The organism is Pseudarthrobacter sp. Hb11 (assembly GCF_059383655.1).
This window is the reverse complement of the sequence record NZ_JBWZCM010000004.1, coordinates 137,341-161,242: the sequence shown is the minus strand read 5'-3', so window position 1 is coordinate 161,242 and position 23,902 is coordinate 137,341. Positions and strand designations below refer to the sequence as shown.

Below are 23,902 nucleotides of genomic sequence, written 5' to 3'. Positions count from 1 at the left end.
GGACGGCATCTGTGGAAAGCGATTTCTCAACTATGGGAAAACGGTTTCTACCTGTCAAGGGTTCAGTTGATTTTTGACAGCCTCTTTTCTTGGAAGTCACTTCGGGACCTGCTGGTCCCGTCTCGGGCCAAACAGGCAAAAAGAGGCCAGCGGTAGGGCCGAAAACCCTGCAAGGACGCTCAGGGACGTGTGCAACCATTGGCCTTATGCGGCTGATTGCGCGGGTACTGATCAACGGCCTTGCCCTCTGGGTAGCGAGCTGGATACTGCCAGGGCTGGAGATCTCCAGCTCCGCAGCTACCGATGCAGTGGCAAAAACCGGTGTGACGCAGGGGACGGACACCATCGGAATCGTTCTCGCCTACCTGTTCATCGGCGTCATCTTCGGTTTGGTGAACGCCTTGGTCCGCCCGCTGGTGGGTCTCCTCGCGCTGCCAATCACCATCCTGACCCTCGGCCTGTTCACTATCGTCATCAATGCGGCGATGCTTTACCTAACATCCTGGATCAGCAGCTACACCCCGGTTCGATTCACCATTGACTCCTTCTTTTGGACTGCCATTCTGGCTGCCATCATCATCACCCTGATCTCGCTGGTTGCCGGCCGCATTACCGGAGCCCGGCGGTAGCTGGGAACTTGTGGTGCTGCGCCGGCCTTTACGGCGCTGCGCGGAATTTCACGCCAGCCCTCGCTACCGTCCGCCATGTCCGCGCTCCTGCCTGCGGGTGTCTGCCGCGTGGAGATTTTGCGCGGGAGTCGTGGCCCGGGTGAGGGAGAAGCGGGTGGCAGTGGCTGCGCCGCCGGCTCCAATCACAGCGCCCAACGCGGCCGTGGATGCCACCAGCGAGGGATCGTTGCTCGCTGAAACGAGCCGGGCGCCGTCCTGGTAACCGGCAAGCTGGTGGCCGGGACCGATTCCGACGCGCTCTCCCGTCTGAAGGTACAAATCGTTGGTCATTGTCGCCGTGACCTGGTTTTTGGTGTCCCGGTTGGCTGCGCCGTCGGTGCCGGGTACCCAGTCGGTTCGATGCTCCATGTGGAGCGTGCTGACATCCGGACCCGGCGTGATTCCTGCGACCGGCGATCCCGCGGTCAACACGTACTTCAGGTTGTATTCATCCAAAAAGTCCTCGCTCGCTGCCAGATTCATGACATGTATGCCTCCCTGGCTGTAGCCGACACCCACAACCGGGGCTCCTCTTTCGGCGCCGGCTTCCTTCAGTGCCTCCTGTATGGCCGCATTGACGTTTGCAGAAGCGTTTCCTACTCCTTCCACTATCCCGTTCAGGCCGAATGGATTCTCGTCCACACCGTCGAGTTGCGTGCCGGGAATCACCACCACGTAGACCTTTTGCCCTCCGTTCTCGATCTCGATGACTTCAACGAAGCCGCCGCCGCGTTCATCAATGAGTTGGATCCGCGCGAGCAGCCCGGCAGGAGAAGGATCAAGGTCGATGGGAATACGTTCCTCCCGCCGGACCTCAAGCGGGCGGGGCCGCATTCCTGGAAACGCACCTTCCACCAGGGCCGTGAGGATGGGGGTGGCCGGCCCCACACCTGTCATGTCCTCAAAGGCTTTTCTGCTGAGGACGCCTGTCCTCCAGAAGTCCGCGTGACTTTCCAGCTCAGTTCCCAAATCCCAGATGCCAACCGTGCGGGTCGTGGCCGCAAAGGCCTCAGCCACTTCGTACTCCTGCGTGCAGGCGCGGACCTGGCCGCTGATTCGCTGCAGCTCGGTGCGCACTGCCTGGACACTCCGCCCGGACTCACCCACCGCGCCCAGAGCCACGGTCCCGGACCAGCGGGGCAGGTTTTGGAAGGGAACCAGGTCCTCCCAAATCCGTCGGACTTCAACCTCCAGTTCGGAGAGTGCGCCCGCCAGGTCATCCAGCTTCTTCGCGCCCGCTGCCAGCTCTTCCAGCTGGAAGCTTATGCCGCCCACGCCGCCGCGGATGGTGAGGATCCCGTCGTCGGGAGGACTGAACACTCTGATCGGACCGCTGCCCGACGGCGCAACCTCGGCCATCAGAAGTTGCCCGGATAGGCGCATCCAGCGGTAAAGGTCTCGCGGGCATGCCGCTCCACAGCAGCCTTTGCTTCAATCAGCGCTTCCAGGGCACGCCGCAAGGCGGCAGACTGCATAGAAACCGTGTCGCGGTAAGCACGGCCGGCCGGTGACTCCCATTCCAGCAACTGAACATCCCGGAAGCCGGCCAGCACCTCCTCTCCGCGGCCAACGCAGAATGCTATGCGGCCCGCCAACTGCTCCACTTGCGAAGCGCGCAGCATGTCATGCTGCAAATCCACCCCCGCCAGTTGGTTTCCCATCACTGTTCCCTCTCCAGAAGCGGCCTGCACCCACGACGCCGGCCAACACGCCTTGCCTGCGATGAACGCTACGGAGGACAACCCACCGGCCCAACCACCGCCGTCGCCTATGTGGACAAGTAACGTCCGGGGGAGGGCTAAAGCCGCCGCGGGAGTTCATGAAAGAATCAGCACATGCCTGAAACCGCCGCCACAGCTGACACCCGTACGCCCTCAGGACGCCTGGCCCTCGCCGCGTCCCCGGAAAAAATCGCGCTCGGCCCGCTGGACGGCCGCTACCAGTCCGCCGTCGCCCCGCTGGTGGATTATTTGTCGGAAGCCGCGCTCAACCGCGACCGCGTGGCAGTGGAAGTTGAATGGCTCATCCACCTGACCAGCAACAACGTCCTTCCGGGCGCCGGTCCCCTGACGGCCCGGCAGCAGGACCAGTTGCGCGCCATCGTCACTGAGTTCGACAGCAATTCAGTGGCGGAACTGGCCGACATCGAAGCCGTAACGGTCCACGACGTCAAGGCCGTGGAGTACTACATCGGCCGCCGCCTCCCGGCCATTGGCATCGAAAACCTCACGGCCATGGTGCACTTCGGCTGCACCTCCGAGGACATCAACAACCTCTCCTACGCGCTGGGTGTCAAGGGCGCTGTGGAGGACGTGTGGCTTCCGGCGGCGCGCGCACTCGTGGCCCAGATCAGCAAGATGGCCCAGGACAACCGCGCCGTCCCCATGCTGTCCCGCACCCACGGACAGCCCGCCACTCCAACCACCCTCGGCAAAGAACTAGCGGTCATCGCGCACCGCCTGACGCGGCAGCTGGACCGGATCGAGAAAATCGAATACCTGGGCAAGATCAACGGCGCCACCGGCACCTACGCCGCCCACGTTGCATCCGTTCCCGGCGCCGACTGGCAGCAGGTGTCCAGATCCTTCGTGGAAGCCCTGGGACTGACTTGGAATCCGCTGACCACGCAGATCGAAAGCCACGACTGGCAGGCGGAACTCTATGCCGACGTCGCGCGCTTCAACCGCATCCTGCACAACGTCTGCACGGACATCTGGAGCTACATCTCCATCGGCTACTTCGCCCAGATCCCGGTTGCCGGCGCCACGGGATCCTCCACCATGCCGCACAAGGTAAACCCCATCCGCTTCGAAAATGCCGAGGCGAACCTGGAGATCTCCTCCGGGCTGCTGGACGTGCTGGGTTCCACGCTGGTCACTTCACGCTGGCAGCGCGACCTCACCGACTCCTCGAGCCAGCGCAACATCGGTGTGGCGTTCGGCCACTCGCTGCTGGCCATTTCCAACGTAGTCAAGGGCCTGGAGCGGCTGGACGTTGCGGAGGACGTCCTGGCCGGGGACCTGGACACCAACTGGGAAGTCCTGGGTGAAGCGATCCAGATGGTAATGCGCGCCGAGGCAATTGCCGGGGTCGAAGGCATGGAAAACCCCTATGAGCGGCTCAAGGACCTTACCCGAGGACAGCGGGTGGACGCAGCCCGCATGCAGGAATTCGTCCAGGGCCTTGGCCTTTCCCCCGAAGCCGAAGCGCGGCTCCTGGCGCTGACGCCCGGCAAGTACACCGGCATCGCGGACCAGCTAGTGGACCACCTGAGGTAGAAGTACGACGACGGCGCCGGGCTGACAAGGCCCGGGGCCTTCTTCGCTCCCTTCCTCGTGGCCCAGCAGGCGGCCCGCTTCAAAGTGCGAAACTAGAGGCATGAAGTTGCTCCTGATCCGCCACGGGCAAACCCCGGGCAACGTGCTCGGCCAACTGGACACCGCCCACCCCGGTCCCGGACTCACCGAGCTGGGTGAGCGGCAGGCGGAGGCCTTGGCCCGTTCGCTGGCCAACGAACCGATCGAGGCACTTTATGCCTCCACGCTAGTGCGAACCCAGATCACCGCAGCGCCGCTGGGCCGGCTGCACAGCCTTGACGTCGAAGTGATGGACGGCCTTCACGAAATCGAAGCCGGGTCACTGGAAAAGCTGACGGACCACGAGTCGCACAAGCGGTACATGGGGACAGTGATTTCCTGGGCAGCCGGGGATCTTGACCGGCGGATGCCTGCCGGGCCGGACGGCCATGATTTCTTCGAGCGGTTTGATGCCGCCATTGCCCGCGTTCTGGAACGTACGTCCGGGGAGCAGGCAACGGCAGCAGTCATCAGCCATGGTGCAGCCATCCGCACGTGGGCCGGGCGCCGGGCCCAGGACGCAGACCACGAGTTCGCTGCGAAGCATGTGCTGGCCAATACCGGGATCGTCGCGTTGGATGGTGATCCGGACAGCGGGTGGCGTCTGATCCATTGGGACGGCAGCCCGGTGGGCGGACTGGCACTTGCTGATCCGACCGCTGAGGACCCGATGGGACGGAAGGTGGCGGAGCCCTAAACCAGCTGCCTGATCCGGCGGGCCGGGAACACAGCCATTCTTCGGCAGGCGCTGTCGGTCTGCTGGTCTGCCGGGGGTACAAGCCTCCCTGCCATAACTGCCGCCTCATCCGCCGTCGGCCGCGCAACGCTGTCCATTGCGGTCAGCGCGCCGAGAAAGGTGCACCATCCCGGCCCCAGGGAGTCCGGTATTTCGGGACTCCGCAGTGTCCTGGCTACCAGGGATTCTATGGCTGTGCCGGGAAAGGCCCTGGAGCCTGTGAGAAGCTCCAGCAGGACCAGACCCATGGCGTAGACGTCCCAGGAAGCCTGGGCTGGTCCGCCCGAAGCCTGCTCGGGGCTCATGTAGTGCACCGTTCCGGACGAGATGCCTGGCTCGGGAGCCGCACCGGCAGCAGCCACAATGCCGAAATCGATGATGCGCACCGGACTCCGTCGCAGGCCGCTGAGCATCAGGTTGGCGGGCTTAATGTCCCGGTGGACAAGCCCCTGTCCATGCAGGTGGGCAAGCGCTCCGAAAAGGCCGCGGGCCCAGCCGGCAACGTCACCGGGCCGGGGCAGGCCGGTGCGGGTTGCCTCGGCCAGGCTTGCGCCGAGCGCCAGCTCTTCAACAAGGAACGGACGGCCGGCGAGACGGGTCGCGGCAGGCATGATGGACCGGGTGATGAATCTGATGATGGAAGGGTGGTTCAGTCCTGCCAGAACGTCGGCTTCATTACGGATCCGCTCGAAGTGCTGTTCCGAGTCGCCAACGGCCACCTTGACGGCAACATCAGGACCACCCTCAAGGTCGGCAGCGCGGAACACCTCTGCCAGCGAGCCCCGGCCCAGGCGTTCCTTGAGCTCATAACGGCCAGCCACCACCACCTCCCGGGAAGGAAGGCCAGCACCGCGATGCTGCGGTGCCACGGCGGTGGAAGTCATGCGGAGAGGGCCGCGGTATGCACTGCTACCGGAAAAGCACCCAGGTCATGGGAAGCGTAAGGCGAGAAAAACCAGGCGTCGAGCTGAAACCCGCAGCCGCAGCGCCAGACCGGAGGCAGCTGGACAGGCCCGCCGCCGTCCGGCTCGAAGCTGTAACCGACGGCGGCCGGCCCCACAGCAGGCGTCACCAGTTCCATGGCCGTTCCGCAGTGCACGGCGGCGCCGTCCGCATGCTCCGCGCTGTCCTGCGAAGCCTTGTTGGACAAGGCGGCAGGGGCGCCAAGCTCTGTAAAAGTTACCAACACACTCACGACTCCAGCTGAGGGAATTTTCCAGGACCGATCGTAAGCATACATATTACTAGGCCATCTAGCTAGTCCCGCTAGTTACTTCTGTTCGTGCCCTTTATCAACGTCCGCAAGGGCATCGGTCATGCGTTGCAGGAAACCGATCACGACATGCGCCTCCTCAGCAGTCAGCTCTTCCGCAACCGCCATCATGCGCCGGTGCATCGCCCCCAGGGTCACCCGGACTTCCTTATCGGATTCCACTGTTGGCACCACCACAACGGAGCGGCGGTCCGTTGGGTGGGCCTCACGCCGTACGTGGCCACTGCCCACCAGCCTGTCAATCAGCGAAGTGGTGGACGCGCTGGTAATCCCGAGGAATTGACTCAAGTCCTTCGGCGCCGTCGCCTTACCGGAGGCCTGCATTCGCAGGAGGTAGCGCAGGGCGAGGATATCCGTCTCGCCCATGCCCATGGAGTTGCGGGTGGACCTCCGTACGGCCGTCTCAGCAGCACGATAGTCCCGCAGGGACTTCAGGACTGCCGCGCTGTACTCCAGCTGCCCGTCCGGCCCATACCAATAGCCAGAGCCTTCATTACCGGTTGAACGCATAAAAACATTCTAGTCCAGCTTGTATCTAGACAACCAAGCGAGTTGGAATTAGGCGTTCTCACGGCGCTTACCGGGTAGAAACAAGAGCGTAACCCTACCCTTCTACGCTAGGTGTGCATATCCCTTCGGCGAATCGAGGCAGACATGCAAACCAACCCGCGCCTGAACATCCGGCAGGTTGCCTGGTCCAACCCGGTGGGCGCGGACCTGCGCCGCGCGCAACAGGCCGAACTCGATGCCCGCTTTGGTACCGCTGACCATGAACCCGGCAGCCCGCCGTCGGACGCTGACTGCGCGGTGTTTCTGGTGGCGTATGACAAAGGCTCCGGCCAGCCTGTTGGCTGCGGCGGCTTGCGGCTCCTGGATGACCGGACAGCAGAAATAAAGCGCTTGTACGTTCTCCCCTACACACGGGGGTCAGGCGTAGCCAGCTCCATCCTGGCGGCCCTGGAAGCGGAGGCCTTCAAGCAGGGGATCACCCGGATCAAGGCGGAAGCCGGTTCCGCCCAGCCCGACGGGCGGAACTTTTACGAGAACTCCGGCTTCGAGGCCGTTCCCAACTTCGGTGCCTACGCCGGCGTGAAGCACTCCTACTGCTACGCCAAGAGCATCAACGCCCGCAGCGCTGCCCACACTGCCATGGCGTAGTGCGGGCGGGACCGGGACGTGTGGACGAAACCGTCACACTCGGTGCTGCCGGCGCCGCTCGGCTAACCTCGGGCCTATGGAATCAGCAGACATCACCTTCCGCACCCGGAAGTGGGTCCGGCCCGAGGATCTCAATGCCAACGGCACCCTTTTCGGCGGCAGCCTGCTGAAGTGGATCGATGAGGAAGCGGCGATCTACGCCATCCTCCAGCTCGGCAATGGACGCGCTGTCACCAAGTACATCTCGGAAATCAACTTCGTCAGCTCTGCGGTCCAGGGCGACCTGATCGAGATGGGCTTGACCGCCACCCGGTTCGGCCGGACGTCCCTGACCATGCGCGCCGAGGTCCGGAACATGATCACGCGGCAAAGCATCCTCACCATCGAAGAGATTGTTTTCGTGAACCTGAGCCCTTCAGGCAAGCCGGAGCCCCACGGCTACACCGACATCACCTACGACCGGGACCGGATCCCGACGCATCACCTGACAGACACACTCCAGCAGGACTGACGGCGGAGCAGGACTCAGGGCAGGTATCGCCACAGAGCAGGACGGCCGACGGCGGCGCGGCAGCTGCAGCATTTACCTTTCGTTCACGTAGGCGGCACCACCCGTTCCTGCAACTGGAGCAGAGTGGACAGCCCGGCTGTTTATCGAATCGATAGCAAGACAGCCCGACTTTCGGCGTGCCCGGCTATAGGCTGGCCGGACATGCTCCGATTCCAGTCCAGAAATGAGTCCTGATCGTGCGTAAATTCCAGACTTTGGTTGCCGCGGCCGTCGCCGCCACCCTCCTCGCCGGATGCGGCGGCGGAGGTACAGCAACACCAGCGGCCTCCGGTGACGCCTCGTCGGCACCGGCAGGCGGTTCAGGGGAGACCCTTGTTGTCTACACCAACTCCAACGGTGAAGGCCGCGGCGAGTGGTGGACCCAAAAGGCCGCCGAGGCGGGCTACAAGATCGAGATTGTAGGTGCCGGCGGCGCAGACGCCACCAACAAGCTGATCGCGGAGAAGAACAACCCCATCGCAGACGTGGCCTTTGGGCTGAACAACATGTACTTCTCGCAGGTCAAAGCCCAAGACGCCCTTGAGCCGTATGAGCCTGCCTGGGCCGGCGAAGTGGACAAGGAACTGGGCGACGGCGAGACCTATTGGCCGCTGGTCAAGCAGGCAATCCTCCTGGGCTACAACTCGGACAAGCTTTCCAAGGACGCCGCCCCGCAGGACTGGACGGACCTGTGGACAAAGGACGAGCTCAAGGACCGCTACGAGCGCGTCACCGGCCTGGGCACTGCCACGGCGCAGCTGGTCTTCGCCGGCATCCTGAGCCGTTACCGGGATGACGCCGGCGATCTTGGCATTTCAGATGAAGGCTGGAAGCAGGTTGAGCAGTACTTCCAGAACGGCAGCCCCGCCGTCGCCAAAACAGACCTTTTTGCCCGCATCGCCTCCGGTGAAGTGGACATGGGACAGATGCCGTCCTCGATCATCGCCGAGCGGGAAAAGTCCTTCGGCGTCAACGTTGAAACGGTGATTCCCTCCGTCGGAGTGCCGCTTGCCGTGGAGCAGATCGCCTTGGTGAAGGGCACCGAGAAGAAGGAGCAGGCGCAGAAGTTCATCGACTGGTTCGGCAGCGCCAAGGTCCAGGGCGAGTTTGCCAAGCAGTTCAACTCCATGCCGGTGAACAAGGCTGCCGAAGCAGAAGCCAACCCGGAGGTGGTGGCCTTCTTCGCAGACCTCAAGCAGCAGGACATCGACTGGGAATTTGTCCAGGAGAACATGGGCGCCTGGGTGGAGAAGATCGAGCTCGAGTACATGACGTAGCAACCGCTTACCGGCCATCCCACCCGCTTCCCAGACAGGTTTGCCATGATCCGCTTGGACAACATCAAAGTGACCTTTGGTGACTTCACCGCCATCCCGCACCTGGACCTGCACGTCCAGCCCGGCGAGTTCTTCACCCTGCTGGGTCCGTCAGGGTGCGGGAAGACGACGGCGCTCCGCACCCTGGCGGGCTTTATCCAGCCTTCCGGGGGGAGTGTCCATGTGGACGGCAAGGACGTGACGCGGCTTCCGAGCGACAAGAGGCAGGTGGGCATGGTGTTCCAGAACTATGCCTTGTTCCCCAGCATGAGCGTATGGGAGAACATCGCGTTCGGGCTGCGGGTGCGGAAGGAGAAACCGGCGGACAGCGACCGCCTGGTCCGCGACATCGCCGGGCGAGTGGAGCTCAGCGATGAGCAGTTGTCGAAGAACGTGGCAGAGCTGTCCGGAGGTCAACAACAAAGGGTGGCAGTAGCGCGTGCACTGGTGCTGCGGCCCAAGATCCTGCTGCTGGATGAGCCCCTGTCCAACCTGGACGCCAAGCTCCGGCACCAGCTGCGGCGGCAACTCAAGGACCTGCAAAGCCAATTCGGCATCACCACCGTCTATGTCACGCACGACCAGGACGAGGCACTGGCGATGAGCGACCGCGTGGCTGTTTTCAACAACGGCGTGGTGGAACAGGTGGGCACTCCGCAGGAGATCTACGATCACTCGGCCACCGAGTTCGTGTGCAACTTCATCGGGGACAGCTCCGCATTGACGCCCGAGTTCGCAGCGGAGCTGAACCGGCTCACCGGGGCAGGGCTCAGCACGGATGCCAATTCCTATCTCCGGGTGGAAAAGGCGTCCCTGAGCCCTGCGGCGGACGGGAGCGGCGCCGTCGGACTTCCCGGAACGGTGGTCTCCCGCACCTACCACGGCCTCCACAGCCGGTACGTGGTGCGGAGCCATGGCGCGGAAATCCGTTTGCTGGTCCGGGAGGACGGCGCAGCCCACCCCGGGCCTGGCACGGAAACCACCGTCTATGTCCAGCCTGGACATGTCCTGCAGTACCATCCCGGCACCGGCGCCGCCCTCACACGGGAAGACCAGGCGGTAGCCCTGTGACGGGCGGGACACCGGCCCGCAGCATGGCCCGCTCCCCCTTCGTCCTGGTCGTTGGGGTTGTGCTGACCTGGTTCATCGCGGCGTTCCTGGTGTGGCCCAACGTCAACGTCCTGATCGCCACCTTCTTTCCGGACGGCAATTTCTCCGGCCGGGCGGCAGAGAAGCTTTTCTCATCTCAGCGCGCCATGACAGCCCTGGGGAACAGCTTCCTGCTGGCGGTGGCGCTGTCCGTCACGGTGAACCTGGTGGGGATTTTTATTGTCCTCGTGACGCATTACTTCCGGATCCGCGGCTCCAGGATCCTCTTCCTGGGCTACGCCTCCACCTTTATCTACGGCGGCATCGTGCTGGCAGCCGGTTACAAATTCATCTACGGGGACAAGGGAATTGTCACGTCGCTGCTGGTGAAGATCTTTCCGGCCATGGACCCGGCGTGGTTCTCCGGGTTCTTTGCGGTCCTGGTGGTGATGACTTTTGCCACCACCACCAACCACATGCTGTTTGTGGCCAACGCACTGAAGGGCATTGACTACCAAACCGTCGAAGCCGCCAAAAACCTTGGCGCTTCACCCTGGACCATCCTGCGGCGGGTGGTGTTGCCCATGCTCAAGCCGACGCTGTTCGCCGTGACCATCCTGTCCTTCCTCACCGGTCTTGGTGCGCTGAGCGCCCCGCAGGTGCTGGGCGGGCGGGACTTCCAGACCATCACGCCGATGATCCTGACATTCACCAACAGCCCCACTTCCCGGGATCTGGCGGCACTGCTCGCAGTTATCCTGGGCGTGGCCACCATCCTGATGCTCGCGGTGATGTCCCGCCTCGAAAAGGGCGGCACCTATTTTTCGGTGTCAAAGGTTTCATCTGCCCTGCAGAAGCAGGACATCTCCAGCCCGGTGGCCAACGTGGCCGTCCACGCCGTGGCCTACCTGCTTTTTGCCGTGTACACCCTTCCGGTGGTGCTCATCGTCCTGTATTCGTTCGCGGACGGCGCCGCCATCCAGACCGGACAACTCACCTTCGGCAGCCTGACGCTGGACAACTACGTGCGGGTCTTGACCCAGCCGTCCGGACTGCGGCCGTTCATCGTGAGTGTTGTGTACAGCGCCCTGGCAGCCCTGATCGCCGTCGGTGGCCTGCTCTTCGTGGCCCGGCTGCTGCAGAAGTACAGGAACTGGGTGGCCAACGTCTTCGAATACCTGCTGCACATTCCCTGGATCCTGCCGTCGGCGCTGCTGGCCCTGGGCCTGATCATCAGTTACGACCACCCGAATCCGTTGGTGGGTGGAGCAGTGCTCACCGGAACCACCGTGATTCTGCTGATCGCTTTTGTCACGGTGAAGATCCCGTTCACGCTCCGCATGCTCAAGGCCTCCTTCGCCTCGGTGAATTCGTCGCTCGAGGAAGCGGCGGCCATCATGGGGGCCAAGACGCTGTACGTGTTCCGGCGGATCCTCCTGCCGCTGGTGCTGCCGGCGGCCGCCGCCATCGCGGCCCTGAATTTCAACAGCCTGCTGGATGACTACGACACCGCCATCTTCCTCGCCCACCCGCTGGTCCAGCCCCTGGGCCTGGTCATTAAGAACAACACGGACGGGGCGGAAGGCGTGGAAGGTGTAGCCAACACCTTCGTCTACACCGTGCTCCTGATGGTCATCACCGGCGTCACCATGTACCTGGTGTACGGCCGGTCCCGCCGTCAGGGGTCAACGAAGAAGCGGCTCCCCGCGGTTCCACCGCCCGCTTCCGCCGCGGCGCCCCCTGTTTCCGGCGCTTCCGTAGCCGGTGAGGACAGTAAGCTCCCGGCCGCGCCGGTGCGGTGATCAGCCGGAACCGCTTACGACGGCGGCACGCGCCTGCCGCCGTCGGGCCATATTGAGCAAACGGTCACGAAGGGGCTGGCCGCCCTCGGCCAAAGCGATGCGCCCGAGTGCCGAGGACGCCAGGCTCAGGGCTCCGGTCCTCAGGCACCGCTGCCGGTCGTAGGCGCGGAGCGCCTGGCTTTCGGGCAGCGTGTTGAGCAGGCCGGCCAGTGTTACTGCGTCCACCAACGACTCGCAGGCACCGCGGCCCAGGGTTGGCATCATCGCGTGTGCGGCGTCGCCAATGAGCACATTCCTGCCGCGGACGTAGGAGCGCAAGTGCGGAACTGTCCAGAGCCGCTGGACCAGGCAGGATTCCGGAGTGGCTGCGGCAAGCGCACGGCGAATGGCGGGCGCGTGAGTGGCGTAGCGCTGCCGGGCCTGCTCCAGTGTTGTCGCCACCTCAATTCCGTAAGGGCCAAGCCCGGACCGGTAGCTGGCGTACCAGAAGGAACCGCCCCGGGCGGCGGCCATGCCGAACAAGTCACCGCGGCCCCAGTACTCGCCCACCTCGTCCCGGCTGACAGGAGAAGGGAGAGTGCCGCGGAGGGCAAGGTATGGGGTGAGGCGGGCCTCTGTACGAGCGCCCCAGACCTGGCGGCGGACCACGCTGTGAACGCCGTCGGCGCCAACCACCAGTCCCCCGTCAGCGGGCACCTCGCGCAGATGGCTCGTGACCCGGCGGACGGTCGCCGGCACAGCAGCGTGGAGCAACCGCAGCAAGTCAATGCGGGAAATGCCGAACATCTCCCCGGCATCGACGGTGACCCAAGGCTCGCCATCCGGGCTGCGCACCGATCCGCTGCCGATCACCGGACTAACGGACCGTGCCTCATCCAGCACGCCCACCCGGGCAAGCGCCCGTTGCGCGTTTGGCCACATGCCCAGCGCGCTTCCCACAGCAGGCAACTCAGGCCGCTTCTCGTAAACGGTCACCTCGAAGCGCTCCGGGTCCAGGCAGGCAGCCAGAGCCAGCCCTGCGATGCCGCCTCCAACGATCGAGATCGTTTCCATCCCGCTATTTTACTACGTTTGTAGTGAATGGGAAGAGTGTCATTAGACTGGCTCCATGCCCGACCGCCGCCCCCAACTGCTCGATGCCGCGCTGGCCGTGGTGGCGGATAAGGGCATGAAAGGCCTTACCCACCGCGCGGTGGATGCGGCGGCAGGCCTTGCCGAAGGCACCACGTCCAACTACTACCGCAACCGGGCAGCCCTCGTTGAGGCGGTGCTGGACCGCCTGCTGGAGCTTGATGCCGACCTCCTCCAGAACGTCGGCCCGGCCGGCCCTCCGTCCAACGTCACAGAACTGGCGGCGCAACTGGCGGCAATGGTGCTGGCGCTGGCCGGGGAGCACGCGGGTCTCACGCGGGCCCGGCTGGCCCTTTCGCTGGACCGGCCCGAGGCAGTGACCGCTGGCCATTACCTGCTGGTGGGCGGCCTGGACCAGGCCCTTGCCGCCTTGGGTTTAGCCGACGCAGCGGCCCGGGCACGCGACGTTGCGGACTACGGCGACGGTCTGATTCTCCACCTGCTAACCGTCAGGCGGGACGAGGAGCCGGACGCAGCCGCCATCGCGGCGGCGATCCGGCGGCTGCTGGGCTAGCTCAGGCCCGCGCTCGACGGCGACCGTCCGCCGCAGCCGGCGCAGCCCGCCGTCGTGCCAGTCTGCGGGTAAAGCCATACGGACTCCCCCACCAGCTCCTTGAAGTCGACCCGGTGGGTTTCGCCGTTGAAGCGCAGTTCCATGCCGTCGTGCCGGTCTCCGCCGCGCAGCACGCGGGCCTACCTGCGCCGTGCCCAGGGGCGCAGGGGCACCCGCTAAAGCACCGCCGTCGTCCGTTCCCGAACACGGCGCCATACTTCCGGCGCCAGCACCACGGCGATCCCGACGGCAGCCCCGATCACCGTTTCGATGATGCGGTCGCGCAGCAGGATGGCGGGCGGTGACGGGACCACCAGGAGGGTGGAAATCAGGGCCAGGGGCGTGACGAAGAGCTGGGCGAGCAAGTACTGGCGGATGATGAACATTTCCGCGCCGAACTGGCACAGGGCCATCACCAACACCGTCTGCCAGGGTTCCAGGTTCAGCAGCACAATCCCGGCCAGGATCACCAGGCCCAGGACGGTGCCGATGATTCGCTGGACCCCGCGGCGGACGCGGTGCCTGGTGGTATGCCCCACCAACGGCACAACGGCCGCCACCATGGCCCAGTAGTTGTGCCCGAAGCCCAACAGCTGTCCCGCCCAGGTTGCCAGTACGCCGGCCAGCCCGGCAGCCAGGAGGTAGCCGAGGCCCTCCAGCAAGGCGGCCCGCTTCTCGTTCGGCGTGCGGCGGACCGGCAACGGCCGGATCCAGGGGGTCCGGCGGCTGGGCAGGACCCTGGCGGAGAAGCCGATGAGCAGGCAGAACACCGTGGTGAGAACGGCCACCAGCATGGTCTGCCACAGGGGTGGCTGGTTGGGAATGGACGCGATGGCCGCGAACGCAAAGATGTGGAACAGCGAGCCGGCCGGGCGCATCCGCCACCAGGAGATGATCAGCGAGCACGCACCGGCCACCAGGGTGGTGGCCGGAACCAGAAGCCACGCGGCGCCGGCACCATCCAGCTCCAGGGCGGCCGTTGCGCTGGCAGCGAGGGTTGCGAGCAGGATGACCGCGAGCATCAGCAGTCCCGCCCGCAGTTGCAGTACGAACCGGGTTCCGTGGGCTTCGCCGCGGCCATAGATGCCAGTGAACGCGCCAAAGGACGCAAAAATCGCCAAATCCAGCCGGCCTAGGAGTACCAACGTGAGGAGCGGAACGAAGACGCCCACGGCGCACCTCAGCGCCGGGTGGTGGTCCTTATTGCCGGGACCGATGCGGAACATCTCAACGACCAGCTTCACGGGGCGGCCTTCCTGCGGGGTGGACTTCTGGCGGGCGGCCGCGCTGACGTTCCTGCTAAATCCTACGTTGCGTCGCTCCACTACCGGTCGCAGCGTTCCCCTGAATGGAACGGCAAGGCAACACAGCTGAAACAGCTCCCGCTAATGCTTGAGGCATGAAGCCTTCCGCACGGAACACGCCCGCGGCTGAATTGAGCTGCGAAGTCTGCGGCCTAATGCCGGAACCTCCCAAGGCCCGCCTGACCCTCGCCAACGTGGCGGTGATGCTGCCCATCGAACTCCTGGTGCACGCCATGGTGGTGGAAACCCACCTGCCCTACGTTGCGAAAGTCCTGGTGCTGACCCTGACCACCACGGTCCTGGTGATCTGGGTGGCCGAGCCCTCGGCTGCCCGGATGCTGCGCGGGTGGCTGCACGCGCCCGCCTTGAGCCACCGAAGGAAGCTGGGGACGGCCCCTGCCCTGTGGCGGGCCCGCACCGTCCTGCGCGACGAGCCCGGTTCCCTGCAGAAGGTCACCCAGGCCTTGGCCCGCACGGGCGTCAACATCCTGAGCATCCACGTCCATCCGGTGCCGGGCGGGGTGCTGGACGAGTTTGTCCTCTCGGCGCCGGGTTATCTCGGCGAGCGCGCGCTGATGGAGGCGCTGTACGACGGCGGCGGCACACGTTCACATGTCTGGCCCACCACCGCGCTGGCCATGGCGGACGGGCAGACCAAAGCGCTGAGCCTCGCGGCGCGCATCGCGGACGCACCGGAGGAGCTACCGCTCGCTGTTGCGGAGCTGCTCCGGGCGCGGATCCTCACCCCGGCAGAAGCCGCCCTGGAAAAGCACGACGCCGGCACCCGGCTCAAGATTCCCACCGCATGGCACGGGCCCATCACCTTCGTCCGGCCAGGGGAACCGTTCACTCCGGCCGAGTCGGCGCGGGCCCACAGGCTCGCAGAGCTCGCGGAGATCCTGTCCCACCGGCCGGCGGCCTCCCCCAGCTGACCGCAGCATCGGGCAGCCACGCCGCACCACCCAGCTAGGTCGCACTTGTTGTCGTTTTGAGCCCTGAAAACGACGTCAAGTGCGACTCAGTTGGGGAATTACATCCGGATCGTCAGGGCGCCCGGGTCCATGGTCATCAGGACGTGCTTGCCCTGGCCCTCGTGGTCGCCGTCCAGCTGGTAGTCATCCTTATGTTCCAGGGTGATCTCCACAGTCTTGCCCTGGTAGTACTCCACGGCGGTGTCCTTGCCCCGGCCCTTGCCGATCATTCCGGCAACCACGGAGAGCCAGCCCAGCCGGCCATGGTGGGGAGCGAGCACTGCCACGTCCAGCAGCCCGTCATCCATCTTGGCCTCAGGGAAGATTTCCAGGCCGCCCTGGACCTTGCCGCAGTTACCCACCATGACGCTGCGCACCCCGCGGCGCACTGCCCGTTTGCCGTCGATCACGATGGTTGCCTTGACCGGTTTACCCGGCAGGTTGCGGATGCCGGCGTCAACATAGGCCAGCCAGCCCACCTTGTGCTTCAGCTTCTCATCGGTGTCGGCCATGATGGTAGCGTCGTATCCCACGCCGGCCATCACCAGGAAGAGCTGCTCCTTGTCCGGGTCGCTGCGGCGCGCGCGGACGACGTCGATCTTCCGCTCGGTGCCGGCGAGCGCGCCGGCCATGGCGCCGTCGTAGTCCGTGACATCCATGCCGAGGTTGCGCGCCAGGAGGTTGCCGGTGCCCAAGGGAAGCAGGCCCATGGGAACATTTCCCCCGGAGAGGACTTCGGCCACGCAGCGGACCGTCCCGTCGCCGCCGCCGGCGATGACGATGTCGGCCCCCTGCGCAAGGGCCTCTTTCGCCTGGCCGACGCCGGGGTCCTCCTTGGTAGTTTCGAACCAGAGCGTTTCGCCCCAGCCGTTTTCGGCGCTGTGCTTGGCTGCCAGTTCGCGCACATCGATGTCCACCGGCTTGGCAGGATTGATGATGATGGCTGCGCGCTGGGGGGCAGTGGAGTTGGCAGTCATGGCGTCCTTCGGTGGCGAATGGAAAGGGTACTTCTCAAAGAAGAGTAGCCTGCCTGCTGAGGGCCGGGCAGCAGTTGGGCACCTATAGCGTTTTCACTGCTCCAAGCACCTGGGCAAGCGAGTCCTTGGCGTCACCGAACAGCAGGGACGTTTGGGGTTCGTAGAGGAGGTCATTCTCGATCCCGGCAAAGCCTGGCCGCATGGACCGCTTCAGGAACACCACCTGGCGGGCGTCGGCAACTTCCAGGATGGGCATGCCGTAAATGGGTGAGCCCGATGAGGTCTTCGCTGCGGGGTTCACCACGTCATTGGCGCCCACCACCAGCGCAACATCGGCGGTCTTGAACTCCGGGTTGATCTCGCCCATCTCCTTCAGCGATTCATAGGGCACGTTCGCCTCGGCCAGGAGCACGTTCATGTGCCCGGGCATCCGGCCGGCCACGGGATGGATGGCGAAATCCACGACGATGCCGCGGGCTTCCAGCGCCTGGGCCAGCTCAGCAGCGGTGTGCTGGCCCTGCGCCACCGCCAGGCCATAGCCGGGAACAATGATGACGCGCTGCGCGTAACCCAGAAGCACCGCCACATCCTCGGCGCTGGAAGACCGCACCGGACGCTCGCTCACGGCGGTGGATCCCGCCGTCGAACCTCCCCGGAAGGCACCGAACAGTATGCCTGCCACGCTGCGGCCCATTGCCGCCGCCATGGCGCGGGTCAGGATGGTGCCCGAGGCGCCCACCAGCGTGCCCGCCACCACGAGCAGCACGTTGCCGAGCACCACACCGGACGCCGCCACGGCCAGGCCGGTGAACGCGTTCAACAGCGAGATAACGATCGGGACGTCGGCGCCGCCCACCGGCAGCACCAGAAGTACCCCGGCGGCGAGTCCCAGGACCAGGAGCAGCACCGCGAGCGCGGCAGAGCCCGTCATGATGACGGCGACGCCAGCGGCCACCGCAGCCAGCAGCACTGCAGCCATCACTGCCGGAAGGCCCCGGAAGACCACTGGCCGGGTAGTCATCAGTTCCTGCAGCTTCGCGAAGGTCACCCCGGATCCGGCAAAGGAAACGGCGCCCACCAGCAGCGTGAACACAATGGCCAGGCGGACCCAGGGATCGTCCGCATGGCTGAGCTCCAGGAGCGCGACCAGTGCCGCCGCACCGCCGCCCACCCCGTTAAAGAGGGCTACAAGCTGCGGCATCTGGGTCATCTTCACCCGCCTCGCAACGGGGGCGGCCACCACGGTGCCTACGGCTATCGCAGCCAGGATCCAGGGGATGTTCTCCAGCCCCGAGGACAGGAACACCGTAACGACGGCGATCAGGGCACCCAGCGCACCGATCAGGTTGCCCCGGCGGGCGGTCCTTGGCGAACTGAGGCCGCGCAGGGCCAGGATAAAGAAGACGGCGGCTGCAAGGTACAGGAGCGAGGTCCAGACGGGGTTGAGGAGGCTCATCTGCCGTCCACCTCCCCTGGCATCGCTTTAGTGCCGGCCTCCTTGCCGGCTACTTGTTTGCGCGCGTGGAACATGTGCAGCATCCGGTCGGTGACCACGAACCCGCCCACGAGGTTTGCCGTGGCGAGGACGACGGCGAGGAGCGCCACCGCGAGCATCCACGGGTCCGTTGCCTGGCCGGCGACGATGATGGCCCCCACAAGGATGATGCCGTGGATGGCGTTGGCGCCGGACATCAGGGGCGTATGCAGGGTGCTGGAGACCTTGGAGACAACCTCGAAGCCCACAAAAACCGCCAGGACCGTGATGGTCAGCAGGCTCATTCCGTCCATCAGATCACCTCTCCCCGCCTGCTGCCGGCCCTCGCGGCCAGCAGTTCCGCCGTGGGTTGGTGCCGCACCGTGCCGTCACGGGTCAGGCAGGCGCCTGCCAGCACGTCGTCGTCGAAATCGGGGGCCAGGGCGCCGTCCCGGATCATCAGCGCGAGCAGGTTGGCAACGTTTTTCGCGTAGAGGCGGGAGGCATCGAACGCCATCGCGGAGGGCGCGTCCTTCAGGCCCACGAGGGTGACGTAACCGGAACCGTCGGCCGTGGGCACGGGGATGTCCTCGCCTGGCAGTACCCCCTCCACGTTGCCGCCGGACTCGGCGGCAAGGTCGACGACGACGGACCCTGAACGCATGCCCTGCACCATCCCGGTGGTGACCAGGAGCGGGGCGCGCCTGCCGGGGACGGCCGCCGTCGTAATCAAAACGTCCGCCTGGGCAACATGCGGGGCGAGCAGCTGCCGTTGCCGGGTGCCGGCGTCGGAACTGAGCTGGCGTGCGTAGCCGCCCGCTGCCTCGGCGGTTTCAAGGTCCAGCCGGATGAAGGTGCCGCCCATGGATGCCACCTCGTCTGCCGAGGCGGGCCGGATGTCGTTGGCGAAGACGCGGGCGCCGAGCCGTTTTGCCGTGCCGATGGCCTGCAGTCCGGCAACTCCGGCCCCGAGCACCAGGACCCGTGCAGGGGGGACGGTGCCGGCGGCGGTCATGTACAGCGGGAAGAAGCGGGGCAGCCGGATGGCCGCCTCCAGGACGCAGCGGTACCCGGCCACCAGCGCCTGCGAGCTGAGGGCGTCCATGGACTGGGCACGCGAGATTCGGGGCACCAGTTCGAGGGCGAAGGAGGTGACGCCGGCTTCGGCGAGTGCCTGGACGGTGGGCAGTTCGGACGACGGCGATGCCAGCCCCACCGTGACCGCTCCCCTTTTCAGGGTGGCCACGATGTGCGGATCAAGCGGCCGGACGTGGGTGAGGACGTCCAGCTGGGCTTCGTCGAGTTCCGGGACGATGCGGGCTCCGGCCTGGCGGTAATCGGCGTCCGGGTACCCGGCGGCGGCACCGGCGCCTGTTTCGAGGAGTACTTCCATGCCCAGCGCCGCCAGTTGCTTTACCGTTTCCGGCGTGGCGGCCACCCGCCGTTCACCCTCATGGCGTTCCCTCGGTATGCCCAGTTTCACCCCGCCAACTCCCCTCGCCGCACGAGTACGGCAGCGCCGCCCTGCCGGGCCGTACTCTGGTTCGTCTCATCAGTGGGCTACGCGGAGCGGCGCTGCTGCACGTAGTTGGCTAGAGTCTATGGCCAGCACCGTTGCGGCGGGAGTGGCGCGGCGGCCTTGGGTGGCAAACAGTTACCTTACTGGCCCCCGGGCTGCCGGCGTCGGTGGCGTTCCCCTCCCGCGAGCCGGTAGGAATCCGCCAGCAGTTCTGCCAGCAGCTGTCCATCGATCCGGTCGAGCCGGACCAGCAGCAGTTGTGGCGAGCGCTCGTGATGGGGAGTCCAAAAGTAGGTTTCCGGTTCCGTGCCGGCCAGCGCCTCGCGCTCTTCCGTTTTGACCGTCAGGACTCCGGGCTCCCAGATCCGTGCCAGCAGGGTCTTGGCAAACCACGCCGGCTGGCCCCAGCTCAGCCGCTCTGTGACTCCCGGCAGCGCGAGGGCAGCGGTCCTGACGTCATCCTCGGTTGCCATGAGCCACAGTCTGCACCGTGGGAGGCCCGTGGACAACAGCTGGCCATACCTGGGAGTTGTCAGCCCCGGGCGGTGAGATCAGCGGAGATGAGTTTGGCCGTCGCCACGATTTCCTGGGCTACCGATGCGAGGTAGGATTCCGGGTCGGGCTTCGAGGCCACGGACTGGGCCTGCAGGGATACGTTCACCGCAGCTACCACCTTTGATCCGTCGTACACGGGGGCCGCGACAGACATCAGGCCCAGCTCCAGCTCCTGGTCCAGCACACACCAGCCCTGGGCCCGGACGGTCTCCAGGACCGCGAGCAGCTCCTTCGCCGTTCCCAGGGCACGCGGTGTCAGCGGCTTGATGTCCGCCGCGGCGAGGTAGGCCTTCAGGTCCGCAGGCGGCAGCCCCGCAAGGAGGACCCGGCCCATGGAGGTGGCGTATGCCGGGAAGCGGGTGCCCACCGTGATGCCGATGGTCATGATCCGCCGCGTGGTGACCCGGGCGATGTAGGCGATATCAGTCCCGTCCAGCACGGCCGCCGACGTCGACTCCCCCAGCTTCAGGGACAGTTCCTCCAGGTGCGGCTGGGCAAGCTGGGGCAGCGACAACCCGGACAGGTACGCGTAGCCGAGCTGCAGCACCTTGGCAGTCAGGGCGAACGTCTTGCCGTCGGTCCGCACGTAACCCAGTTCCACCAGGGTGTGCAGGAACCGCCGGGCCGTGGCACGGGTCAGGTCAGTCCTGCCGGCCACCTCGGTGAGGGTCATGACCGGGTGCTCCGTATCAAACGCGCGTATTACGGCGAGCCCGCGGGCCAGCGACTGGACGTACTGGTCGCTGGCCTGCGGGGCAGGCTGGGTGGCTGAACGGACGGCGTTGGTCATGGTTACCAATCCTAGGGGCGGCGACAGGGTCGCGTTTTATGCACGCTCAACTACCGGCGGCGGCAGCAGCCTTCAGCGGTACGGGCACGAGTTCCTGGAGCTCCTCGAAGGTACAGCCGAAGGTTTCGCGGACAGTGACGCCCTCGGGTCCGGTGAGGAACACTGCCTTGTCCGTGTAGACGCGGGTGACGCAGCCCACGCCGGTCAGGGGGTAGGTGCAGGATTCCACGATTTTGGAGGCGCCTTCGCGGGTGAGCAGGGTCATCATCACGAACACGTCCTTGGCGCCGGTGGCGAGGTCCATGGCACCGCCGACGGCGGGAATCGCACCCGGTGCGCCGGTGTGCCAGTTCGCCAGGTCACCGGTGGCCGAGACCTGGAAGGCGCCGAGGACGCAGATGTCCAGGTGCCCGCCACGCATGATGGCGAAGGAGTCTGCGTGGTGGAAGTAGGAGGCGCCGGGGAGTTCGGTGACGGGGATCTTGCCGGCATTGATGAGGTCGCCATCGATCTCTTCACCTTCGGCGGCTGGGCCCATGCCGAGCATCCCGTTCTCGGTGTGGAGGGTGATGTTCTGTTCCTCGGTGAGGTAGTTGGACACCAGGGTGGGCTGGCCGATGCCCAGGTTCACGAAGGATCCCGAGGCGATGTCCCTGGCCACGAGCCGGGCGAGGTCGTCCCGGCCCAGGGGCGCGTCGGAGGTCTGGAGGGACTTTTCGTTGGACTGCACGTCTTTGGATTGCACGCTCATGTCAGGCCGCCTTCTCTGTCTTTTCGCCGCTGCCGGCGACCCGGACAACGCTGTTGACGTAAATCCCTGGGGTCACGATGTTTTCCGGGTCCAGTCCCCCGGTGGGCACGATCTCGGACACCTGGACGATGGTGTGTTTTGCCGCTGCGGCCATGATAGGGCCGAAGTTCCGGGCGGTCTTGCGGTAGACGAGGTTGCCCTTGCCGTCCGCTTTGAGGGCCTTGATCAGGGCGACGTCGGCATGGATGGGCGTCTCGAACACCTGGCCGCGGCCGTCAATGATGCGGGTTTCCTTGCCCTCGGCGAGCATGGTGCCGTAACCGGTGGGGGTGAAGAACCCGCCGATCCCGGCTCCGGCGGCGCGGATGCGCTCGGCCAGGTTGCCCTGCGGCACCAGTTCCAGCTCGATCTCGCCGGCCTTGTACTTGGCATCGAAGTGCCAGGAATCGGACTGGCGCGGGAAGGAGCAAATCATCTTCCGCACCCGGCCTTCCTTGATGAGCAGCGCCAGGCCCTGGTCGCCCTGCCCGGCATTGTTGTTCACCACGGTCAGCTCGCCGGCGCCGCAGTCCAGCAGCGCGTCGATCAGTTCAAACGGCTGCCCGGCGTTGCCGAACCCGCCGATCATCACGGTGGAGCCGTCCTGGATCCCGGCCACGGCATCCTGGACCGAATCTACGAAGTTCAGCATGCGCTTAGGCCTTTCCTGTGCTGTTGCCGGAAGCGGTGACGTTTTCGAGGACGACGGCCAGGCCCTGCCCGACGCCGATGCAGATGGCCGCGACGCCCCACCGTTGACCGGAGGCCTGCAGGGAACGGGCCAACGTGCCGAGGATGCGGGTTCCGGACGCGCCGAGCGGGTGGCCCATGGCGATGGCGCCGCCGTGCCGGTTCACAATGGAGGGGTTGATGCCCCAGCCGTTGATACAGGCCAGGGACTGCGCGGCGAAGGCTTCGTTAAGTTCGACGGCGCCCACCTGGTCCCAGCCGATGCCCGATTTTGCGAGGGCCTTGTTCGCCGCTTCCACCGGGGCGTACCCGAAGTACTGCGGATCGTTGCCGTGCGCGCCGCGGCCGGCGATCCGGGCCAGCGGCTCGAGCCCGAGCAGCCCGGCGGCGCTTTCGCTGCCGATCCAGGCCGCGGAGGCGCCGTCGGACAGCGGGGATGCATTCCCGGCTGTGACCGTGCCGCCCGTCTCCGCGCCTTCCGGCTCATTGCGGAACACCGTCTTCAACGCCGCGAGCTTCTCCGCGGTGGAACCGGGCCGGATGCCCTCGTCCCGGACCAGGTCAGTGCCCGGTACCGGGGCCACCAGGTTGTCGTAGAACCCCTCGTCCCAGGCGGCAGCGGAGAGGTTGTGCGAATTCGCCGCGAATTCGTCCTGCTGCTGACGGGTCACCCCGTACTTCTCGCGGAGCCGCTCGGTGGCCTCGCCCAGGGAGATGGTCCACTCCTTCGGCATGGCCTTGTTCACCAGACGCCAACCCAGCGTGGTGGAAGCCAGAGTCATGTCCCCGGCCGGGTAGGGCTTCTCCGTCTTGGGCAGCACCCACGGGGCACGGGACATCGACTCGGCCCCGCCCACCAGCACCAAATCGGCGTCGCCTGCGTTGATCTGCCGCGAGGCGATAATCGCCGCATCCAGCGACGAACCGCACAGCCGGTTCACCGTGGTCCCCGGAATGGACACCGGCAAACCCGCAAGCAGGGTGCCCATCCGGGCAATGTTGCGGTTCTCCTCACCGGCGCCGTTCGCGTTACCGAACACCACCTCATCAATCCGCTGCGGATCAAGGTCAGGCGCCCGCTTCACGGACTCCCTGATCACATGCGCTGCCAAGTCATCCGGGCGGACGGCCGCGAGGCCCGAGCCGAACTTGCCGAACGGGGTGCGCACGGCATCGTACACAAAAGCCTGATTCATGATG

General features: G+C 65.6%; 26 protein-coding genes and 1 pseudogene. 10 read left to right on the top strand and 17 right to left on the bottom strand.

Annotation, left to right across the window (positions count from 1 at the left end):
• The first annotated feature begins 206 nt into the window (after positions 1-206).
• Complete coding sequence (locus AC50X7_RS09235) at positions 207-629, top strand: phage holin family protein (protein WP_494978730.1); 423 nt, start codon at positions 207-209, stop codon at positions 627-629.
• A 63-nt stretch (positions 630-692) separates the two neighbouring features.
• On the opposite strand, the gene AC50X7_RS09230 is transcribed toward AC50X7_RS09235, so the two are convergent.
• Together AC50X7_RS09230 and AC50X7_RS09225 are read right to left on the bottom strand one after the other, a co-directional pair.
• Positions 693-2,027, bottom strand: coding sequence for a hypothetical protein (locus AC50X7_RS09230; RefSeq protein ID WP_494978729.1), 1,335 nt, complete (start codon positions 2,025-2,027; stop codon positions 693-695).
• Positions 2,027-2,329, bottom strand: coding sequence for a hypothetical protein (locus tag AC50X7_RS09225; protein WP_494978728.1), 303 nt, complete (start codon positions 2,327-2,329; stop codon positions 2,027-2,029). The genes AC50X7_RS09230 and AC50X7_RS09225 overlap by 1 nt, the downstream gene beginning before the upstream one ends.
• 174 nt (positions 2,330-2,503) lie before the next feature.
• On the opposite strand from AC50X7_RS09225, the gene purB reads away from it, so the two are divergent.
• Together purB and AC50X7_RS09215 are read left to right on the top strand one after the other, a co-directional pair.
• Positions 2,504-3,946, top strand: a complete 1,443-nt coding sequence (gene purB, locus AC50X7_RS09220) for an adenylosuccinate lyase (protein WP_494978727.1) — start codon at positions 2,504-2,506, stop codon at positions 3,944-3,946.
• A gap of 100 nt (positions 3,947-4,046) precedes the next feature.
• Positions 4,047-4,721, top strand: a complete 675-nt coding sequence (locus AC50X7_RS09215) for a histidine phosphatase family protein (RefSeq protein ID WP_494978726.1) — start codon at positions 4,047-4,049, stop codon at positions 4,719-4,721.
• Here the strand turns inward: AC50X7_RS09215 and AC50X7_RS09210 are convergent.
• From AC50X7_RS09210 to AC50X7_RS09200, 3 genes are all read right to left on the bottom strand, one after another.
• The gene (locus AC50X7_RS09210; protein WP_494978725.1) at positions 4,718-5,644 is read right to left on the bottom strand and encodes a serine/threonine-protein kinase; all 927 of its coding nucleotides are present in this window, start codon (positions 5,642-5,644) and stop codon (positions 4,718-4,720) included. The two genes, AC50X7_RS09215 and AC50X7_RS09210, sit on opposite strands and share 4 nt — an antisense overlap.
• Complete coding sequence (locus AC50X7_RS09205) at positions 5,641-5,949, bottom strand: hypothetical protein (protein WP_494978724.1); 309 nt, start codon at positions 5,947-5,949, stop codon at positions 5,641-5,643. The genes AC50X7_RS09210 and AC50X7_RS09205 overlap by 4 nt, the downstream gene beginning before the upstream one ends.
• An 81-nt stretch (positions 5,950-6,030) precedes the next feature.
• Complete coding sequence (locus AC50X7_RS09200) at positions 6,031-6,543, bottom strand: MarR family winged helix-turn-helix transcriptional regulator (protein WP_494978723.1); 513 nt, start codon at positions 6,541-6,543, stop codon at positions 6,031-6,033.
• Positions 6,544-6,687: 144 nt separating this feature from the next.
• Between AC50X7_RS09200 and AC50X7_RS09195 the strand changes: the two genes are divergently transcribed.
• The 5 genes from AC50X7_RS09195 (at position 6,688) to AC50X7_RS09175 (ending at position 11,948) form a co-directional block, all read left to right on the top strand.
• Positions 6,688-7,191 carry a GNAT family N-acetyltransferase gene (locus AC50X7_RS09195; protein WP_494978722.1) on the top strand — a complete coding sequence of 168 codons (504 nt, stop codon included), beginning with the start codon at positions 6,688-6,690 and terminating at the stop codon, positions 7,189-7,191.
• 76 nt (positions 7,192-7,267) lie between these two features.
• Entirely contained in the window at positions 7,268-7,702 is a 435-nt protein-coding gene (locus AC50X7_RS09190) for an acyl-CoA thioesterase (RefSeq protein ID WP_307097645.1), read from the top strand.
• Between the two features lie 236 nt (positions 7,703-7,938).
• Positions 7,939-9,018 carry an extracellular solute-binding protein gene (locus AC50X7_RS09185; protein ID WP_494978721.1) on the top strand — a complete coding sequence of 360 codons (1,080 nt, stop codon included), beginning with the start codon at positions 7,939-7,941 and terminating at the stop codon, positions 9,016-9,018.
• A gap of 45 nt (positions 9,019-9,063) precedes the next feature.
• Positions 9,064-10,128, top strand: coding sequence for an ABC transporter ATP-binding protein (locus AC50X7_RS09180; RefSeq protein ID WP_494978720.1), 1,065 nt, complete (start codon positions 9,064-9,066; stop codon positions 10,126-10,128).
• Positions 10,129-10,151: 23 nt separating this feature from the next.
• Positions 10,152-11,948, top strand: a complete 1,797-nt coding sequence (locus tag AC50X7_RS09175) for an ABC transporter permease (RefSeq protein WP_494978807.1) — start codon at positions 10,152-10,154, stop codon at positions 11,946-11,948.
• Here AC50X7_RS09175 and AC50X7_RS09170 read toward each other — a convergent pair whose 3' ends face one another.
• On the bottom strand, positions 11,949-13,001 hold the full coding sequence (locus AC50X7_RS09170) for an FAD-dependent monooxygenase (protein WP_494978719.1): 1,053 nt from the start codon (positions 12,999-13,001) through the stop codon (positions 11,949-11,951).
• Between the two features lie 55 nt (positions 13,002-13,056).
• Between AC50X7_RS09170 and AC50X7_RS09165 the strand changes: the two genes are divergently transcribed.
• The gene (locus AC50X7_RS09165; protein ID WP_494978718.1) at positions 13,057-13,593 is read left to right on the top strand and encodes a TetR/AcrR family transcriptional regulator; all 537 of its coding nucleotides are present in this window, start codon (positions 13,057-13,059) and stop codon (positions 13,591-13,593) included.
• Between the two features lie 59 nt (positions 13,594-13,652).
• Here the strand turns inward: AC50X7_RS09165 and AC50X7_RS09160 are convergent.
• Both AC50X7_RS09160 and AC50X7_RS09155 read right to left on the bottom strand, forming a co-directional pair.
• Positions 13,653-13,769 (bottom strand): annotated as a pseudogene (locus tag AC50X7_RS09160) (4-hydroxybenzoate 3-monooxygenase); the annotation flags it as partial.
• A gap of 39 nt (positions 13,770-13,808) precedes the next feature.
• On the bottom strand, positions 13,809-14,876 hold the full coding sequence (locus AC50X7_RS09155) for an FUSC family protein (protein ID WP_494978717.1): 1,068 nt from the start codon (positions 14,874-14,876) through the stop codon (positions 13,809-13,811).
• A gap of 155 nt (positions 14,877-15,031) precedes the next feature.
• Here AC50X7_RS09155 and AC50X7_RS09150 point away from each other — a divergent pair, with 155 nt between their 5' ends.
• Positions 15,032-15,868, top strand: a complete 837-nt coding sequence (locus tag AC50X7_RS09150) for an ACT domain-containing protein (protein ID WP_494978716.1) — start codon at positions 15,032-15,034, stop codon at positions 15,866-15,868.
• Between the two features lie 98 nt (positions 15,869-15,966).
• On the opposite strand, the gene AC50X7_RS09145 is transcribed toward AC50X7_RS09150, so the two are convergent.
• The 9 genes from AC50X7_RS09145 to AC50X7_RS09105 form a co-directional block, all read right to left on the bottom strand.
• Entirely contained in the window at positions 15,967-16,884 is a 918-nt protein-coding gene (locus AC50X7_RS09145; protein WP_494978715.1) for a diacylglycerol/lipid kinase family protein, read from the bottom strand.
• 82 nt (positions 16,885-16,966) lie between these two features.
• Positions 16,967-18,340: an NAD(P)(+) transhydrogenase (Re/Si-specific) subunit beta gene (locus tag AC50X7_RS09140; RefSeq protein WP_494978714.1), complete on the bottom strand. Its 1,374-nt coding sequence runs from the start codon at positions 18,338-18,340 to the stop codon at positions 16,967-16,969.
• Positions 18,337-18,672 carry an NAD(P) transhydrogenase subunit alpha part 2 gene (locus tag AC50X7_RS09135; protein WP_494978713.1) on the bottom strand — a complete coding sequence of 112 codons (336 nt, stop codon included), beginning with the start codon at positions 18,670-18,672 and terminating at the stop codon, positions 18,337-18,339. Before AC50X7_RS09135 ends, AC50X7_RS09140 begins: the two co-directional genes overlap by 4 nt.
• The gene (locus tag AC50X7_RS09130) at positions 18,672-19,841 is read right to left on the bottom strand and encodes a Re/Si-specific NAD(P)(+) transhydrogenase subunit alpha (RefSeq protein ID WP_494978712.1); all 1,170 of its coding nucleotides are present in this window, start codon (positions 19,839-19,841) and stop codon (positions 18,672-18,674) included. Before AC50X7_RS09130 ends, AC50X7_RS09135 begins: the two co-directional genes overlap by 1 nt.
• Positions 19,842-20,017: 176 nt before the next feature.
• On the bottom strand, positions 20,018-20,350 hold the full coding sequence (locus AC50X7_RS09125) for an MmcQ/YjbR family DNA-binding protein (protein WP_307097629.1): 333 nt from the start codon (positions 20,348-20,350) through the stop codon (positions 20,018-20,020).
• Positions 20,351-20,409: 59 nt separating this feature from the next.
• Positions 20,410-21,222 carry an IclR family transcriptional regulator domain-containing protein gene (locus AC50X7_RS09120; RefSeq protein WP_494978711.1) on the bottom strand — a complete coding sequence of 271 codons (813 nt, stop codon included), beginning with the start codon at positions 21,220-21,222 and terminating at the stop codon, positions 20,410-20,412.
• Between the two features lie 46 nt (positions 21,223-21,268).
• On the bottom strand, positions 21,269-21,973 hold the full coding sequence (locus AC50X7_RS09115) for a 3-oxoacid CoA-transferase subunit B (RefSeq protein WP_494978710.1): 705 nt from the start codon (positions 21,971-21,973) through the stop codon (positions 21,269-21,271).
• 1 nt (position 21,974) lies between these two features.
• Entirely contained in the window at positions 21,975-22,664 is a 690-nt protein-coding gene (locus tag AC50X7_RS09110; RefSeq protein ID WP_494978709.1) for a 3-oxoacid CoA-transferase subunit A, read from the bottom strand.
• Positions 22,665-22,668: 4 nt separating this feature from the next.
• Positions 22,669-23,898, bottom strand: coding sequence for a thiolase family protein (locus tag AC50X7_RS09105; protein WP_494978708.1), 1,230 nt, complete (start codon positions 23,896-23,898; stop codon positions 22,669-22,671).
• Positions 23,899-23,902: the final 4 nt, after the last annotated feature.